The sequence below is a fragment of the Moraxella catarrhalis genome (assembly GCF_001656295.1).
GTDB classification, from domain to species: domain Bacteria; phylum Pseudomonadota; class Gammaproteobacteria; order Pseudomonadales; family Moraxellaceae; genus Moraxella; species Moraxella veridica.
Genome location: NZ_LXHE01000025.1, coordinates 53,731 through 72,766, shown reverse-complemented (window position 1 = coordinate 72,766; position 19,036 = coordinate 53,731). Strand labels below are relative to the sequence as shown.

Here is a 19,036-nt window from a genome sequence, read left to right as displayed (position 1 = left end):
GCCCATGCCAACACCCCCACCACCATCATTGCAGATAAATCCGCTGATAAAGCCTTACAGCCGATTGTATTAAACACCGCAAGTGGTGTGGTTTCTGTCAATATCGCCACGCCTAATGCTCGTGGCTTATCCAATAATCATTACAGCCAGTTTGATGTGGGTAGCACAGGTGCTGTATTAAATAACAACCGTAAAGCGGTGGGTACCCAAATCGCAGGCTTTGTGGCGGCTAACCCCTATATGGCTCGTGGGGAAGCTTCTACCATCTTAAACCAAGTCAATTCCAACAACCCAAGTCATTTGGGTGGCTTTATTGAAGTGGCAGGCAAAAAAGCCGATGTCATCATTGCCAATCCATCAGGGCTTGTCATCAATGGTGCTGGGTTTATCAATGCAGCTAATGTGCATCTGGCAGCAGCAAACAGCCAAGTTAATCAAGGACAAGTGACAGGTTATGAGGTTGGCACAGGTCATATTGCCGCCCATGGCAAATTAAACCTACAAGGCACGGATTATGCCGCACTCATTGCCAAAGCTGTGCAGATTAATGATGAAATCTATGCTGGCAGACAACTTGATGTTATTCTAGGTGAAAACAGTGTCCATCTTCAAGATGGCGATTTCACACAATTAACTGCCATCAATAAACAAACAAGCACATCATCTGCCAATCAAACCACCAATAAGGAGCAACAAGGCGCTACGCCAACCTTGGCATTGGACATCTCAAATCTTGGTGGGATGTATGCAGGTAAAATCCATCTTATCGGCACTGACAAAGGCTTTGGGGTCAATAACCAAGGGGTCATTACAGCCACAGGTAGTGGACAACAGCTTGGTGCTGGTACGCTCACCTTGGACAGCCAAGGCAATCTGGTCAATACCGGTAAAATCCTAGCCAAAGATGCTGTCACCATCAACACCCATGGCAGCACTACTCAAAACAACGGCATACTGTTAAGCAAGCAAGCAGACATTGCCATCAATACCGCAAGTCTTAATAACACAGGCATCATTCACAGCACCCAAACCGCCAAGATTGCAGCCAAAGAAGCGATTGAAAACCGTGGCAGTGTCTATGGCGGTGTTTTGCAAGTGAATACTGATAAGCTGAATAACACCGGTCAGCTTATCCAAACCGGTACAGGTAAGCTTGATATCACGACCGATACACTGATCAACATTGATAAAGCGGTGATTGGTCAAAGCCTGTATGGACAAACCAGTATCCCTACACCCTCTGCCCCAAGCAGTGATCAAAGTGCTGGCAGTATTAGCAATCAGCCGAAAGACAGTACGGCAGGCAGTACAGGTAATTTGGGGACAGACCCACAGCCACCTGCTTTAAGTGACTCTGGTGCAAACGCACAAACCAAACCCATCCCAAATGCTCGTGGCCATATCATTGCTACCAATCGTATTCACAACACAAACGATCAAGCACTCATCACAGCCACAGGTGATATTACCATCACGGCTAATCAGACCAGTAACACCAAGCAAGCATCCATCGATGCACAAAGCCTAAATACCAACACCCTGACCAACACCGACAGTAAAATCGCCTTAGATGAGATCAACTGGCAATTAAAGAGCTTTGATAATACCAAAGGCAGCATCACTGCCAAAAATGGCATGGTGATTGGCAGTGAATCTGCCATCATCAACACAGGCGGTAGCCTAACAAGCGGCACCGATATCACACTTGTCGCCAAAGACAACATCATCAATCAAGGTGGTAGCATCACTGCAGCAAAGCAAACAGACATTACTGCCAAAGAGCTACAAAACGGTGGCATCATCACGGCTGATACACTTACCATCACCCAACAAGTGGACTATACCCATACCGATCAAGATAAGCTTGTTGCCAATCGCTTAGCGTTTACAACAAGTGGTAAGCTGATTAATCAAAGCCAATTGACCGCAGGTCAAACATTAACACTGAATGCCAATCACATTGATAACACGCAAGCAGGTATCATCACAAGCGGCAATCACACACAGATTACTAGCCAAACGGATATCACAAACCAAGGTTTAATCAACAGCGAAACCACGGTTATTAAAGCCAAGGATACAATCAACAATCAGTCAGGTGGTCGTATCTATGGCACACAGCTTGCCATCCAAGCTGACACGCTCAATAACACACCAGCAAAAGCCAAAGATATCGATACTCACCACACTGCCCCTGTCATCGCTGCCAGACAGCGTCTGGATATTGGTGTGAATCACTTAAACAACCACCCCAACCCTGACAGAGCGGGTAAATTCAATGACGGCTTTGACAATCAGGCTTTAATCACAAGCTTGGGTAGTCTGCACATTGGCGGTAGTCTAGATGACAATCAGCAAGCTGCAGGCAAAGCAGAGACGGTTGTTAATAAAGGCGCAACCATTGAGTCTGGTGGGGAGATGCAAGTTGACACCAAAACCTTGCTAAACACCAATGCTGACTTTAAAAAGCATACGGTTAAGGTAGAAGCAGAATCTGTTTACAGGCAAACACTTTATCGCAATCGCGAGCAATTTAGAGCATACAACCGCCAATTTAACAAAAATAAAAGCGATGTGGATTTAGCCCTAAACATCTACACCACCGATGAAGCGTATTTAGGTCCAACCAGTAAAAAAGGTGCACCGACTGGCGCTTTGTATGTCAAGCAAGAAAACGGACGCTATTATCGTGTTGGTGAAGAGATTGATGAAATCACGGTAGACTTTGTTGTCTATGAAGACAAAACTCTGACTTCTGACCCTGCTCGTATGGTAGCGGGACAAAATCTTATCATTCATGGCGACACCTTAATTAATGATAAAAGCCAAATGAATGCAGGTTTAGGCTTTGCAGTGCTTGGTGATAGAGTCATTCAAACACCTGACAATGGTTTGTATGGTGAAAAAACCAAAGTCACTGAAAATGGTCGATATGTCAGTCGTACAGTGGTCTCATCTGGTGCAGGTCGCAGGCACAAGCGTGTGGATATTGCTAGCGGCATATTTACACAATCCTTTGCGCCACTAGCAACGTATCAGCTGCCCATCTTAAACGCCACCATCAACAGTACACCAAGTAGCACAGGTATTGATAAACCAGCGACAGGCAATGATGTCTCTACCATCATCAAGGATGTCAATGATGACACCATCACCTTACCAACTTCAGCCTTATACATCATCACTGCTGACGACCCTAACTTGCCACTGATCCAAACTGACCCTGCGTTCACCGATTACAAACAGTGGCTATCGTCTGATTATATGCTAAAAGCATTACAATCAGACCCAAATCACATCCACAAACGCCTCTCTGATGGCTATGGTGAACAAGCTCGTATTAAAGATCAGTATTATCTACTGACAGGCAGACACATCAACACCGATTATCACAGTAACGAAGAAGCCTACAAAGCCTTAATGGATAATGGCATCACGGCAGCCAAACAGTTCGGCTACACGCTTGGCAACGCACTCACTGCCGATCAGATGGCAAATCTTACTACTGACATCGTTTGGCTGGTGAAAGAGTCTATCACCTACACCATCAAAGACAAAGATGGCAATAGCATCACCAAAACCCAAGATGTTCTGGTACCCAAGCTGTATCTTAGATCTGCCAACATTGCGACAGGCACACTTACCCCTGATGGTAGATACAGTGCTGTCTCAGCAAGAAATATTGACATGCAGCTGACAGGCAATTTAGATAACAATGGCAACCTCATCGCCAAAGATACTGCTGCCATTACCGCAAATAATGTCAATAATACAGGCACCATTTATGGCAACTTTGTCGCCATCAAAGCAAACAATGACATCACCAACCATGGCACCATGTATGCCAACAGTGCCATGGGTCTTGATGCCAAAAACCGCATCATCAACCAAAGTCTAACCACCACCCAAACAAACACGCAAGGCAGAAGTAGCAGTAGTCGCACCGATATTAGCCAAATTGCCACCATCAGCGTAGGCACAGGACTAAAAGACAGTACAGATGAAAACGGCAAACCATTAACCACCCTAAGTCTGCGTGGCAACCAGATCATCTATCAAGGTGCCACATCAGACAACGCAGGCGGCAGCACCCAAATGACTGCCCAAAACGGCATTGACATTGGCACTGTTACCGTAAGCAATCATATCAGTGCTGTGGCAGATAGCAATAACTACTTTAGCTACAGTCAAACACAAGATGTAGGGTCAACCATCACCAGTGCTGGCAATACCCTCATCAAAACCACAGGTGATACTGCCAACATCACCATGAAAGGCTTAAACCTGCAGTCAAGGGGTATAACTGCTGTTATGGCGACGGGGGATGTTAGCATCACTGAAGGCCGTGCTACCCAAAGCGTGCAAAGTGCCAGCCAATTCACCAATCGTCGCCTAACAGGCAGTAAAACTGAGCAGTCTAGCTTTGGACAGTACAGTGACAAGAGCCTAATAAGTCAAGTTGGTGGTAATGAAGTCGTCATTCAAGGTGTAAACACCAGCCTAATCTCAACCGAAGTCTTGGCAGATAAGGACATTCTGATTAAGGCTGATAATCAGCTGCTTATCGGCTCTGCTGAAGATAATGCGAGCGGGCATAGTAGCCACGAGGTCTCAAAAAAAGGCTTATTTGCCACTTCGCCAACTTCTGTTACACTAGGCAAACAGCAAACTCGTCAGAACGATGCCTATGAGCAAGTCACCTACACAGGCTCGGTGATTGGTACGACAGGGGGCAATATCCGCCTTGAAGCAGGCGATGACACTGATGTCATCAACAGTGACATCATCGCCCAAAAAGATGAGACTGATGCCAATACAGGCAATATCTTGTTTAAGTCACAAGCTGTCAATATCACAAGTCAAAATGCCACCGCTGCCAATACACACAGCTTTAGCCAAAAAACCTCAGGGCTAACTGCCGGCGTCTCCAGCAGTCTTGTCAGTGATGTCCAAAGCTTAGATAAGCTAACAGATGCTGCCAAAGACACCGACTCTCGGCGCATGACAATCATGGCAGCAGCTGCAGGCGCTTCTAAAGCTTCCACCCTTACCAACAATCTACACAACAAAAACTTTGGTAGCATGAGAGCTCAGGCGACCATCGGCAGTCAAACCACCAAAAGCAGCAGCCACAGCCATCAAGAGACCAATGACGCTGCCAATGTTTATGCTGAGGGCAATCTGATCTTTGATGTCAAAGGCAAAGGTGCTGACAGCACGGTCACCATCACAGGTTCAAACATCACAGCCAGACAAAACCTATACAATCAAGTCGAAGGCAGTGTCATCTATCAAGCCTCAACCCAAACTAGCACCCAAGACAGCCAAAATAGCAGCAAAGGCGCAGGCTTTGGTGTTTATGCTTCTGCCAATCTTAGCACCGATGGGCTAAGCTCAAACTCTGCTGGCTTTACCATCAATGCCAACAAAGCAAAAGGTAACACCCAAGAGAGTGCTACAACCCACACCAATACCCAAGTCACTGTCGGCGGCACAACCGTCAATGACATTGGTGGCAGTCTTATCCTAGATGGTGCCAATCTTGACACCACATACCTAACAGGTACAGTCGGCAAAGATCTCATCGTCAAAAGCCGTCAAGATACTTATCAATACAACAGCAATCAAACCCAAGTAGGTGGCAATCTTGATGTCAGCTTCCAAGGCACACCACAATCTGCCAGTATCACTGGTGGTAACACAAACGCCAATGCAAGCTATGCCCAAGTCACCAACCAAACCGGTATCAAAACCAAAGAATCCACTTTACAAGTACAAGGCAAAAGCAAGTTCACTGGTGGCTATTTCATCACCGATGCAGGTAAAAACCAAACCCAATTTGCCCAAGGTATCCAAACCCAAGACATTGAAAATCACTTAAATTATGAAGGTGATGCCATCAGCATCGGCATTGGTGCAGACACCAGCAATCCAGATGACAAAGCCAAACCTGCCCTACAAGGCATTGGTTATGGTAAAATAGACCCAACTCATAAAACCAGTACCACCCACACTGCCATCACTGACCAAGCAGGGCTTAGCCATATCAATACAGAGAATTTCAAACAAAAAGAAGTTCAAAACCAGCTTAACCCAATCATCACCAATGACTTTAACAAAGAGCAAGCACTTAAAGAGTTAAATACTCAGGTGACTATTACTCAAGCATTTGATACTGAACGCCGTGCCATTAGAAGTGAATTTTCTCAAAAAGCAGAAGACTACCGTAACCAAGCCAAAGATTTAGCAGATGATGATCCAAGAAAAACAGAACTTGAAACCAAAGCCAAGCAAATAGACGATAACCTAAAACTCTTCGATGGCATCACCTCCGCCTTGTACGCCCCCAACTCAAACGGTATCATAGGGGATGTCTCAAGAGCAGCAAGCCCAGAGCTTGCTTATCAGATTGGGCAATACTTTAAAGGTAATAAAGCACTAAACCAATTAGACAATGGTAATAGACCAGAAGAGCAATCAGCTAATCATCTACTGGCTCATGCCATACTAGGTGCTGCGGTAAGTTATGCCACGGGTAATGACATTGCAACAGGTGCTCTATCAGGTGCAACCAGTGAAGCGGTCGCTCCTGCCTTATCAGGCTTCTTATTTAATACCAAAGACCCAAGCGAACTTAACCAAGACCAGAAAGACACCATCACAAGCATTCTAAACCTAGCCACTGTTGCAACCGCATATACCACAACGGGCGGTAATGTCACCGATACGGTGAATGCAGTTGAGGTTGGGAAAGTGGGGGTGGAGAACAACCAAATTGAAGAAATCCGTTTGGAAATTATGCGAGAGCATGAACTGCGTAGTAATGATCCTGAATGGGATAAAGCCTTTAGAGAAGCTGAGTGGAAACAGCTAGTTATTTTAAATGAAGCTGCCAAATTCGTTATCTCACCTTATGGTGCTGGCGTAGATTATTACAATGCTGAAAATTTAAGTGAAAAAGCTTTAGCAATCGCCTCTGCGATTCCTGCTGAACGAGCTGCAACAAAAGGCTATGGTTTAGCAAAGAAACTGTTTGAAGAGGCTGCAGCTCTATATAAATCGAACAAACTGACTTCAGCGGGCAAAAAAGTTGAACAGGCAGTTGTTGAACTACAGCGAGGACGAACAAACCAATGGAGTCAGTTAGCCAATAAGCCGCAAGCAAATAGTATTTATCGTTTTGACAATGGTTTTCAATATACAACAGATGCACAAAAACGAGTCAAAGAAGTAAGTGCTGACCTAAGAATAGATCCCTGGAATAGAAACGCCTACCAACAGCGTATTGCAGGTGGTTCATGTCGTCAAGAAAGTGATTGTGGCGGACATTTAATTGCCTCGATATTCGGTGGTCCTGGTGAGGCTATTAATTTAGTGCCTATGGATGCTAAATTAAATGGCGCTGGTGGAGAGTGGTATAAACTGGAGCAGCAATGGAAAAAGACATTGCAAGCAGGAGGAAAAGTACAAGTTAAAATTCAACCTATATATTCAGGAAATAGTAAGCGACCTGAGAGTTTTGTTATTAATCAAGTTATTAATGATGTAAAACTTGATAGTCAAACTTTAAAAAACACATCAACAGGAAATTAATATGCTAACAGAAGATCAAATTATCTATCAAAAAATTGGTGAATTACTATGGTCTATTATGCCATTTGAAGCAATAAAAATAGTTTTTTCGGCTCAGCTTTACAAAAATAAAACTCAAGCTGGTTCTCGTTGGTTTGATAAAAACAATATAAAGTATAGCTTTTACCAAGGGTGGGATAACCCTGTTCAACATATTGACAATGAAATTATTGATTTATTATTAAATCTACAAAAACTCCCCCTATTTCATAAAGATCCCTGGACTCAATGTCAAGTAACGCTTGATGAAAAAGGTGGGTTTAAAATTAAATTTGCTTACATTCCTGAAGAAGACTCTTGGAATGGTTTATATATGCGTGGAATCAGTAACTTAACCGAATCTGAACTTGATGATCCATATTATATCCCCAAAGAAATATGGCAAGAGCGAGTGAGATTGAAAAAACAAACATCATAGATGCTAGAGATTGAATTACAAAGAGAGGTTAGCTTTGCTTTTGGACAAAATGCACCGCAGGCAGTGGCTGAGATATCAAGCCATGCCATCACCAAGATAAGCAACAATCCTAATCTTACCGCTGATGAAAAACTAGCAGAAGCCAAAAAAGTGGGCAGAAGGTGGAGTTTATCGTGTAGCCCTACGCAGTGCAACCGCTGCCCTAGCGACAGGCACTGTTGAGGGTGCAGCATCAGCAGGTGGGACAGCCTACGCCATCCCAAAGATTGATGAGTATCTAAAAGAACAAGGTTTTGACAAAGAAGTCAGAGATACTGCCCTACTTGCTCTATCAGCAGGCATTGGTGCAACCGTTGGTGGTGATACTGCAAGTACTGCTAACAATGTGGGGCAGGTGCAGTGGAATTATTTGACACATCGTCAGCTACAGGACAAAATCTCGTGTACTGGTACTAAAAAGGAGTGCGAAGAACATGTTCGAAGATACGATGATATATCAAAAAAGCAAGATGAGGAGTTGCGCACAGCTTGTGCCAATCAACCAAATAGTAATGATTGCCATCGTATGATGCGAGAGGCTTTGAGCTATGTGGGAGAATTTAGGTCTCATTATGGGAAGAAAAGCGACATCAAGGAATCAACCAAAAGAGTCTTAGATATTGCTAATTATTCTGGTTATCATACCATTGATACCCTTGATAAAAGAGCAAATTATTTTGGAGCTATGTATGGTTATACAGAGCAACCATGGTTTGGAGTTGCTGAAGAAGTGTCGCGTACTGACTTAGTGCAGGCAGAAATAGCTGGGTTTAAAAGTTGGGTAAGGGATGCTGGCAAAGTGATTATGAAAAATGGCAAGTCAGAGTTTCAATGGATATATCAAAATTATCATAATGCTCCGGCAAACTGGAGTGATCAAAGACTGGTCAATGAGCAGACAGATAGAGAGTTACAAAATGTACATCAATCATATTATCATAGATGGCATCCTGCAACCCAATTTTTATTCAATAAAAAAGTTGGTTTCACTCCTTCTGAAATAGATCCTTTTTTAGATCCTAGGAATCGTATACATAAGGGTAGGAACTTGATAGAAGAGTTTAAGAGAAAGTATGAGGTGAGATAATGAATGAGTATTATTCTGAATTTACTCTGATGCTAGTATCAATGATGGTTGGATTTTTTATGATCCAACCCTTATCCCTGTTGATTGTATTGATGTTTCTATATCGCTATTGGATGAACAAAAATTTACTCGAATTAAGAATAACGATCTACATACTACTAGCCATTCATGGTTATTCTTGCATACTTTTTATTTTGAATTTGGTATTTTTTAGCGATTTTGTTCTATCTGTTTTTAATAATATTAATGGAATAACTGAATTATTTATTGTGTATGCCTTATCGCTTGTTTGGATTTTGTCTTCTTTATTTGTTCTTGTTGGTTGGGGTGCTTTAAGAACACGCAAATATTTTTTTGCATTTTATTGGCATTTGTCAATGTTGCTTATTAGTTTGGTTGTAGGTGTTGTTTGGTTTGTTTCTAGGGTTTAACTGAGATCGACCAATAAGGATACAATCACTTGCTAACCTAAGACTCTTTGATGGCATCACATCAGCCTTGTACGCTCCTAACTCAAATGGTATCATAGGGGATACAGTAAGAGCAGCAAGCCCTGAGCTTGCTTATCAAATTGGGCAATACTTTAAAGGTAATAAAACACTAAACCAATTAGACAATGGTAATCAACCAGAAGAACAATCAGCTAATCATCTACTGGCTCATGCTGTACTAGGTGCTGCGGTAAGTTATGCCACGGGCAATGCCATCACTGCAGGTGCCGTCTCTGCGATAAGCAATGAGGCAGGGGCAGAAATTCTAGCAAATTACCTATATCAAGGCAAAGACCCAGAAGCACTGACCCAAGAACAAAAAGACACCATCGTCAGCATTCTAAACCTTGCCACAGTAACAACGGCTTATACAGCGACTGATGGCAGCACTGCTGATGCTGTGAGTGCGGCCGAAGTTGGGAAAGTTGGGGTGGAGTGGAATAATATTATTCAAGCGCAGTTTTGGAAAATAGAGAAATTTGTAAAGACCCCTCCTGTGGATGCCGTGCTGTATTCTTATCAAGGAATTGAATTTTATGCCCCTCCGTTTGCTGATTTTGTAGAAGTTTATCAAGCAGGAGCAAAAAATGCTAAAGACAATAATATTGGTACCCGTACTACTATAGCTCAGTCAAATATACCAGCAGGCATGATTGATGGCGTGGCCCTTTATAAATCTTTGGCGTTTTACAATACCATGGATGATGATGTTGGTCATCTAGGAAAATTTGATTATCAGCGAGACTATAAAAAGCGAGAGTTTATTTCCCCATATACAGATGCAGCTAATTTTGCGGTTGGTGTTTATTTGGCAGGAACTGGATTATCTTATGATGAAGCAATGAAGATACCCACTCAATTTGCAAATCTATTTTCTAGTAACGCAGGCGACCCGGCACAGCGTAAATTTTGGGATTTAGGCTGGCAAGCAGCCAAATCTGGACATTTAAGAAAATTGGGAAGACGCTAATGAGAATTAGGATAAGAAGATTTATTCTTATAACAGCCATACTAATTATTCCCAGTTATTATCTGCTAAGCATGTATACCAGAGGATTGGATATAAGAAAGGATTCTATTTTGGGTGAAGCAATAGCGGATATCCCTTTCAAATATAATCCATCTAGGAATCTAGCAGTAACTCAATCAATTTCCATAAAAAATGGCAAATTGGTACATTATGTATATATTTTCAAATTTCATGGTGTATTTTATAATAAGAAACTTATTTTCAGCTTCAAGGGGGATGCTACATGCGGTGATTATAATTCAGAAAATGTTAATTCGTGGATAAATTGGCATGGTGATAGCAAATTAAAAATCAATATTAACAGCAATACGTTACAGAAAGTGTTAATAAAGGAAGAGAATTATGATAATGTTCAAATTGATTACTCATATTATTTCGAATCCTGTAATAGGATGTAGCACGTATAATGTGTATACATAATATTATGAAAATAGCCCGTAGATACCATCTCCCAACCCCAAAGTCAAACCCTAAATTGCCTGAATTTGTGGTTGGTAGGGGGTTGGTGCTTAATCACACCAAAACAGATTTGTACCAATTTACGCATACAAGCATATAGTACGGCAGGATGTGTGTCACACACCATTAATTTAAGCCGTTTCAGTGGTACGTTGCACACCTACCCACTTCAGACTCTCACCGCCCCTTATAGATATCCGTATTCTGGTTAATGCAATAGCCGATGACAGGCATAATCATATGTACCGGCACAATATGTGTCAGCATAGAATTACATGTCGCACCCATGCACCAACAAAGCAAGGTCTGTAGTTTGCGCTAAGACATAAACCCAACCAACCCCACCACCATCTTTTCGATGGTGGTTTTTTTGTTTTTTTCGATCAAGCGGTTTAGGGATACATAGTAACCTCGTATCTAATTATATAGTTTATTTAATAATTAAAAAACTCATTATATATCAGTAGTTAAGGAATTTTGGGTTAAAATCATGGGTTACTATGTATCCTTAATAATTTTATGTGTTTTTGAGTTTAAATTATTTAAACTAATATAAATTAATTTTACCATTTATTTACTTAACGCTTTGTGCTAATATTCAAAATAACCATGAATTGTAACACGGCCAGATTTGCATTTGGTTTTGATTGATTTTTTCAGATAGAGAAAACAAGGAGCTCGCCATGACTTAGTTGTAAAATAGTGATGGATACACAGCAAAAACGCCACCAACTGCAATTGGTAGCGTTTTTTATGATGAAGTTGTCTGAAGCGACAGTTTCATTATCCCAAACGGTGTTTGACTTGTCAAGCCCTGTTGGGGCTTTTGTATCCTTAAAAAGTGAATTTATTTATTAATTAATTCTAAGGATATGTAATGAAACTCCCCATAAAGAAGATTCAAAACATCATCAGACAGTTGGCGCTTGGCATGAGCAATCGTGCAATCGGCCGCCAATTGATGATTTCCGCCAATACAGCACGCAAAGTACGACGGCTATGTGAGCAAAGCTATGATGGTCAGGTAGATTATGAGCATTTGCTTAGCTTGGATGAGTTGAAATTGCGTGAGAAGCTTGGCTTGGCAGTCTCAAACAATGCTCGCACTTTGCGTCAAATCAAACCCCATCCAGATTGGCAGTACATCCATGAGCAGATGCACAGACCCAATGTCACGCTAGAGCGACTATGGCAGGAATTCCGACAGGCTCACCCAGACGGTATTTCATATTCGCAATTTTGTAAGGCCTACGCCAAACACAAAAAATCCTTAAAACTCTCACAAAGACAACATTATACCGCAGGCGACATGGCGCAAGTGGACTTTTGTGGGAGTGTCATGCCCATTTATGATGCCAAGACAGGCGGTGTCACTATATCGGCACAAATCTTTGTCGGTGTATTGCCAGCTTCAGGGTTGATATTTTGTACTGCCGTCGCTTCACAAGGCGTTGAGGATTGGCAATTGTGCCATATCCGTATGTTTGAGTATTTTGGTGGTGTGCCATTAAAACTGGTGACAGACAACCTAAAATCAGCGGTCATCAAAAATAATCGAGAGACAACAATCATCAATGCGTCATTTGCAGAGCTTGCCAATCACTACCAATTCATTGTCTTACCCACTAGGGCTAGAAAGCCACAAGATAAGGGCATGGTTGAGCTTGCCGTTAAGGCTGTACAGCAAAATATCTTGGCAATGATGCGAGACCGTAGATTTTTTAGCTTAGACGAGCTCAATCGTGCCATAGAAGCGCCGTTGGAACAACTCAACAACAAAATCACCAAAACATACCCAAAGGGGCGAAGACACAACTTTGATGCTTTTGAAAAAATTCATCTAAACCCTTTGCCTGCACAAGCATATGAGGTGTGTCATTGGCAATACGACCTGCGTGTAAGTGAGTTTTATACCGTTACTATCAATGAAGCAGAGTATTCTGTACCCCATTCCTTAATCGGTAGTCGAGTGGATGCTAAAATCACCTACTCTACAGTGTATCTTTATCACTATGGCATTTGTGTTGCAACACATCGTAAGCTTGCCAGTGGCAGTAGTATCTTGTTTGAGCATATGCCCAAAAACCATCAGCTATCTCAGCAGATGCAACCAGAAGCCTTATTGCACTGGGCGGCGCAGGTGGGTCATTATACCCACTTATCCATCGATAATTATTTGCACAATCATCGCAATTATGCCAATAATCTCAAAAAGCTCAATCAGCTTAAGCGTTATTTGATGGATAATAACCTTTCTTACAATCTGATTGAGCAAGGATTTGTATATGCGCATGAATGTCGGATTACACAGATTGACAGAGTGATTAATCTGTTTAAACAAAGAGCATATCTTAAAAGCGGTCTTTCTGGCACATCACATAGCACTGTCCTAGATGCGATGGATGATACATCCAAGCTGGGCGTCGGTCACAAAGCCCAGACTCATGATAATCTGCGAGGTGCGGGTTATTATGCCGATATTATGCCTTACAATCATGAATTTAAATTGGACTAATGCCCATGTTAAAACAACAGATTATTGAGCAATTAAGAAGTTTGAAACTCAGCCATATGGCACGCTATTTTGATAGCCATTATGCACGTATGATAAAACAGCAAATGAATCCAATGCAGATTATGGATGAGTTATTAACCTGCGAAATCACTGCTAGGCGCAATAATACAATCAAAAAGCTGATCAAAGCTGCAAAATTCTGCTACCCCAACGCATCCATTGAATCAATGCATCACAGCTATGCTGGTAAAACAGCACAAATTGATTATTTATTTGATGATTATTGGATTGGTGAGTGTGCAGCTGTTGCCATACTGGGCGCAACAGGCACTGGTAAGACTTGGCTTGCGTGCGCTTTGGGTAACCAAGCATGCAGAAATTTTAAAAAAGTATTATTTATTAGTACACACGAGCTGTTTGAGGACATTAGTTTGTCGCAAATGGATGGTACTTTGCTTAAAACTCAACAAAAATATGCCAAGGCACAAGTTCTCATTATTGATGACTTCGGTGTTGGTGGCATACCAGCAAATGTTTGTACGGCGCTTTTAAGCATCATTGAGAAGCAATCCTTTGTAGGCGGCCTGATTATCACAAGCCAGTATCCAATTGAAACTTGGCATGGTTTATTTCAAGATAAAACTTTGGCAGATGCCATTTTGGATAGAATTGTGCATCGAGCACATCGAGTGCAATTACAGGGAGAATCATTGAGAAAACGACACACCACTCGTAAGCATACAAAATAATCAACATGACCGGCAGATGAACAATTTGCCGGTCATGTTATATGAGAATACCTGATCACAACGAATGCGAGTAAATGGGCACGATGAATGAGAATGGGCGGGCATTTGGGAGGAGAGTTTGCACAAACTATATTTTTCTTAAAATTTCTTGCTTTTTAAGCTCAAAATCTTCTGCTGTGATGATGTTTTCATCAAGTAAGATTTTGAGTTTGCGAAGCTGTTCGGCGACATCGGCACTTCCTTTGGTTAGCATCGAATCGGTTTGTTCGTTAAATTTCCTACCAAGCTCCATACCTACCCCAAATTGCAGCCCTGCCCCAGCAAGCCCACTCTCATTTCGAGCTACATCACGTAAAGCACGCAGTTTTTCAAGCTCCACATAATCCAATCCTGCTTCTTTGGCGGCTTGTACATCGGCACTGATATCAGCAACACGACCGATGCACTCTTGGGTCGCCTCATCAAATTGTGTTCCCACAATACGAAAATCGGTAAGTTCCAGCCCCAAATTTTGATATTCAACATTGATTTCGCTCTTTATGTCTTGGGCAATGTCTTGAATTTTGCCATCAATTTCAATGTAGGAATATTTTTTGTTATGAATGAGTTGGGCGATAAGTTGTAAAATGCGTTCGGTGATGATACCACTGATCGTTTTTGCTTCAAATTCATCAGTTTTACCAATAATTTCGGTATAAAAATACTTCGGATTGGTGATTTTGTACGAAAAATTCCCGTTTAATCCTAATTCCACAGGGATTTTATAATTGATATCAATGAATTTGATGGGGCTTGGCGTACCCCAACGCTGGTTGAGAATCTGAGCCTTGCGGAAAAATAAATTTTGAGTTTGTGTTCACTTTCAAAATTTTGACGCAGATTGACAAGCGTCGCAATAAACGGATGATTGTCGGTTTTAAGGTTATAGATACCTTCTTGTTCAATAATTTCCACCAAAGACCTTTCGTACACCAAAGCACAGCCTTGCGAAGGAGCGACGATCAGTTTTGAGGCGTTGATGATTTCATCGCGTTTTGATGGATATTTCCACCAAATCACATTGGCTTTGGGTTTTTTCCACTCGATGACGGCGGAGATCTGATTGCTAAAAATGTTGAATATACTCATCGTTTTTTGATTTTATATCAAGCCATTTGAGCTTTTACTTGAGATCACCGCAAGATCAGCTGCTGATTTTTGAGAAATGCTTAGCCACAACCTTATAATTATGCGGGTGTTATCGCTGGGTTAAGGCTTCTCTAAGCTTAAGCTCCTCCAATTTTCCTTCTTGTGTGTTTAGCAGGAAAATACCATGGAGCGTTATTAAATAACCGTCTTTTGTTTTAGCAACATGGTCATCCCTAAGATAGCCCATGTCTTTACGCTGTAAGGTAAATTTTACCTCGCCCGTCTGAGCATCAAGCACTTGAAAAAAGTAAGGGCTGCTTTCTGCCAATTCGTGCTTGAAATGTATGAGCACCTCATTTTCATCATAGTGCAATACTTCAGTTTTAAATAAGTTCGCTCAGGGGTAAAATTTTCATAAGACGTAACTCGTGACTCTTTGTCAATATATAACCCACTATTGATCCAACGCAAATAAAGATGTTTATATGGATAACCTTCCTGCCCTTGTGCTTTTACTTTAAAAAGCTCAGGCAGTTTATCTTTTGCACCATTTTCTTTTGAAAAAACAAATCGAGTTACCCCCTGCGATGTTGTCGGAGATTCTAAAATGGCAAGGCTGACTTCAGAATAAGCATCTTCAACAAACGCCTTATTCATCTTAGGAAAATAATAATATTCTTGCCCTAAATTGTTAGTTATTTCTAGTGAATTTTCATAGGCAGTGTTTGTGTCTACCTTGGCAAATCCTTTGTTAAATTCAGGCAGTCCAATGCTTTGCGGTGTTATTTCGTTGATACTCAATGCTGTTTCTTCCAATAAAAACAAGCGATTTTCATTGATGACGATATAGGTTTTGTCTTCGTCCAATTTTTTCCAGCGAACATTAAGCACTTTTTCTATATAAATCGGTACAGCAGCAATTTGATCAAAAGTCTTGGCGTGAAAAAAACCAAAAGCAGGCTTATAAATTTGGTTAGAGTCACTGCCAGAAACAACCTCACCCACCGCAACGACAATGGGCTCACCCTCTTTATCGGCTGCGGGTATGGTTTCTTCTATCTGCCAATAGGGTTTGTTGTCTTGAGCATCAGTAGGAGAATAGGTTGATTTTGATGACAGTAATGAAATTACCATCACCATCACAAAAAACACGGCGATCCCAAGCCCAAAAAATTTGAGCTTTTTTAGATGTTTTACCGAAAGCTGAGGTATATGATATGTATGCCTATGATTTATATTAATATCATCACTATCGAAAAAAAAATTCTGATTGGCAGCTATCACGGCGATAATGATCAGATTTGGTCTTGGTGGCTTGTGTGCTGCCACATTGCTGGGCATTTGATTGCTTTGATTCGCTTTGCCATTTTAAAGTTACATTTTACAAATCAAATATAAGTGTACTTGCGCGTATAAATGAGACAAGCAGATATATCGCAGTTTTATCAAGCACTAGCAACGATAACATTTGGTTAACCAAATTGTCAAAGTAAAAAATAGGCCAATAAAAACATGGCACTATTTTAATAAAATCTAAAGATAGATTATTATCTTTAATCATATGTTTTTAATGGCTGTCAAAGCTTATTTGACCATGTCAAATTCAAGAAAACACAAACCTTAAAATACAACGCCATCCAAAGGATTCATCGCACTTTGTCTTTAATGAATATTCATCAGATTGGGTAAATTGCCAAAGGCTTAGCTTGTCAATTTTATTAATGTTATCACCCCAAAACCCAAATGAGATGGACATCTTAATTTTCCTTAAAATTGCGTCGAATTATTCAATAAATGTTTCATCTTTTTGACTGTCATTCATTGATTTTTCAAATATTTTCATGAATTTTTGCCATAGAAATTGTCTTTAAGACTATAAATTTTGAGCGTTTTAGCGTATAATTGTTAGATTAATGGTGTGAACAATCGTTTTTTTGGCAAGAATTGAGCAATAAAGTCAGTTGCCAATTTTTTTCAAAGTTCATCAAAGTTTCATACTGACTCCTTTAGACAAAATCAGCCCGCCACTCATCGGTCGCACGGCTTTGGATGTTTTTAGGAAACTTGGTGTCCAGCCAATCAATCACCACTTGGTGAAGGCTGGTATGTTTTGGTCTCAATTTAAGTATCCGCTTATGATTACCATCAAAAAAGGCTTGGATCTGCCAATCAATGGCGAGCCCTCCAAGCAGATTAGCGAGCACACGCCCACTAAGGTGGCGTTAGTCGGCTACGATTATGTCGGCATGCGTCCGACCATGCATGTCAAAGAAGGTGATAAGGTCACCAAAGGACAGGTGCTTTACGAAGACAAAAAACGAGCAGGCGTCCTTTATACAGCACCAGTTGGCGGCACTGTCGTTGCTGTCAATCGTGGCGAACGACGAGTATTTGAAAGCTTGGTCATCGTCGTCGATCCAAATGCAAGTGAAGAAATCACTTTTAATGCTTATCGCTCTGAAGATTTGTCAATGCTGGATCGCAAGACAGTTGTTGAGCAGTTGGTCGCTTCAGGTGAATGGACCGCCCTACGCACTCGTCCTTTTAGCCGTACACCAGAAATTAATAGCATACCTTCTGCCATTTTTGTGACGGCAACAGATACCAATCCTTTGGCTGTTGACCCTGCCACCGTATTATTTGAAGAAATACAAGCATTTAATGATGGCTTGGTAATTTTATCAACGCTATCCCCAAAAACCTATGTCTGCCATGGTGATATCGCACCTGAGACCTTAAGTAAAACCGCTGACGGTAACGATACCATCTATGAAGGGTTTACTGGTGTACATCCAGCAGGTAACGCAGGTACACACATTCACTTTTTACACCCTTTGGCACGAGGCAACTCGGTTTGGACGATTAATTATCAAGATGTCATCGCCATTGGTAAGCTATTTACCACAGGTCGCATTTACACAGAGCGTCTGATCAGTTTGGCAGGTCCAGCAGTAGCCAATCCTCGCTTGGTGCGTACCACTCGAGGTGCTGATTTGACCGAATTGACCCAAGGTGAACTCAACGGCGATGATAACCGTGTCATTTCAGGGTCTGTTCTATCAGGTCGCACAGCTGCTGGTGCTACGGCATTTTTGGGTCGCTTTCATAATCAAGTCTCTGCACTTACTGAAGGTCGTGAACGCCCTGCACTTCACTTTTTTGCACCAGGGGCAAATCGTTTTTCAAAATTGCCAATTTATATTTCACAGTTTTTTAAAGGCAAAAAATACGATTTTACGACCAGTACCAACGGCTCGCCTCGTGCCATGGTACCAATCGGCTTATTTGAAACTGTCATGCCTCAAGACTATCTACCTACCCAGCTACTGCGTGCTTTGATTGTCGAAGATATCATCAGTGCGGTTGAATTGGGTGCACTTGAGCTTGATGAAGAAGATTTGGCACTGTGTACTTTCGTATCGCCAGGCAAATATGAGTTCGGTGATATTTTGCGTGATAACTTGACCCGTATTGAGCAGGAAGGCTAA

10 protein-coding genes and 1 pseudogene are annotated in these 19,036 nt (G+C 41.6%); 9 read left to right on the top strand and 2 right to left on the bottom strand.

Features of this window, described 5'->3' with window-relative positions:
* Positions 1-24 precede the first annotated feature (24 nt).
* The 8 genes from AO382_RS10020 to istB all read left to right on the top strand — a co-directional run bounded on the left by AO382_RS10020 (position 25) and on the right by istB (position 14,420).
* The gene (locus tag AO382_RS10020; RefSeq protein WP_319822939.1) at positions 25-7,593 is read left to right on the top strand and encodes a DNA/RNA non-specific endonuclease; all 7,569 of its coding nucleotides are present in this window, start codon (positions 25-27) and stop codon (positions 7,591-7,593) included.
* Position 7,594: 1 nt separating this feature from the next.
* Entirely contained in the window at positions 7,595-8,050 is a 456-nt protein-coding gene (locus tag AO382_RS10920; protein WP_064620794.1) for an immunity protein YezG family protein, read from the top strand.
* Positions 8,051-8,272 (top strand): hypothetical protein, encoded by a 222-nt coding sequence (locus AO382_RS10010; protein ID WP_064620791.1) that lies wholly within the window; start codon positions 8,051-8,053, stop codon positions 8,270-8,272. It abuts the gene before it with no gap.
* Positions 8,273-8,459: 187 nt separating this feature from the next.
* Positions 8,460-9,176 carry a DUF6862 domain-containing protein gene (locus AO382_RS10005; protein ID WP_227513685.1) on the top strand — a complete coding sequence of 239 codons (717 nt, stop codon included), beginning with the start codon at positions 8,460-8,462 and terminating at the stop codon, positions 9,174-9,176.
* Complete coding sequence (locus AO382_RS10000) at positions 9,176-9,607, top strand: hypothetical protein (protein WP_064620784.1); 432 nt, start codon at positions 9,176-9,178, stop codon at positions 9,605-9,607. The genes AO382_RS10005 and AO382_RS10000 overlap by 1 nt, the downstream gene beginning before the upstream one ends.
* Before the next feature lie 67 nt (positions 9,608-9,674).
* A complete protein-coding gene (locus AO382_RS09995) occupies positions 9,675-10,637 on the top strand; it encodes a VENN motif pre-toxin domain-containing protein (protein ID WP_064620781.1) in 963 nt (320 codons plus the stop codon).
* A 1,396-nt stretch (positions 10,638-12,033) separates the two neighbouring features.
* Positions 12,034-13,671 (top strand): IS21 family transposase, encoded by a 1,638-nt coding sequence (gene istA / locus AO382_RS09985; RefSeq protein WP_064620775.1) that lies wholly within the window; start codon positions 12,034-12,036, stop codon positions 13,669-13,671.
* Between the two features lie 5 nt (positions 13,672-13,676).
* The gene (gene istB / locus AO382_RS09980; protein WP_064620816.1) at positions 13,677-14,420 is read left to right on the top strand and encodes an IS21-like element helper ATPase IstB; all 744 of its coding nucleotides are present in this window, start codon (positions 13,677-13,679) and stop codon (positions 14,418-14,420) included.
* 127 nt (positions 14,421-14,547) lie between these two features.
* Here istB and AO382_RS09975 read toward each other — a convergent pair.
* Together AO382_RS09975 and AO382_RS09970 are read right to left on the bottom strand one after the other, a co-directional pair.
* Positions 14,548-15,548 (bottom strand): annotated as a pseudogene (locus AO382_RS09975) (SPFH domain-containing protein).
* 270 nt (positions 15,549-15,818) lie between these two features.
* Positions 15,819-16,889, bottom strand: coding sequence for a hypothetical protein (locus tag AO382_RS09970; RefSeq protein WP_201030231.1), 1,071 nt, complete (start codon positions 16,887-16,889; stop codon positions 15,819-15,821).
* A gap of 794 nt (positions 16,890-17,683) precedes the next feature.
* On the opposite strand from AO382_RS09970, the gene AO382_RS09965 reads away from it, so the two are divergent.
* Positions 17,684-19,036 carry a Na(+)-translocating NADH-quinone reductase subunit A gene (locus AO382_RS09965; RefSeq protein WP_064620813.1) on the top strand — a complete coding sequence of 451 codons (1,353 nt, stop codon included), beginning with the start codon at positions 17,684-17,686 and terminating at the stop codon, positions 19,034-19,036.

What these genes read in the sequence shown, in the direction of transcription:
- istA (WP_064620775.1), top strand. Translation starts at nt 12,034, where the DNA reads ATGAAACTCCCCATAAAGAAGATTCAAAACATCATCAGACAGTTGGCG.
- istB (WP_064620816.1), top strand. Translation starts at nt 13,677, where the DNA reads ATGTTAAAACAACAGATTATTGAGCAATTAAGAAGTTTGAAACTCAGC.
- AO382_RS10920 (WP_064620794.1), top strand. Translation starts at nt 7,595, where the DNA reads ATGCTAACAGAAGATCAAATTATCTATCAAAAAATTGGTGAATTACTA.
- AO382_RS10000 (WP_064620784.1), top strand. Translation starts at nt 9,176, where the DNA reads ATGAATGAGTATTATTCTGAATTTACTCTGATGCTAGTATCAATGATG.
- AO382_RS10010 (WP_064620791.1), top strand. Translation starts at nt 8,051, where the DNA reads ATGCTAGAGATTGAATTACAAAGAGAGGTTAGCTTTGCTTTTGGACAA.
- AO382_RS09965 (WP_064620813.1), top strand. Translation starts at nt 17,684, where the DNA reads ATGATTACCATCAAAAAAGGCTTGGATCTGCCAATCAATGGCGAGCCC.
- AO382_RS09970 (WP_201030231.1), bottom strand. Translation starts at nt 16,889, where the DNA reads ATGCCCAGCAATGTGGCAGCACACAAGCCACCAAGACCAAATCTGATC.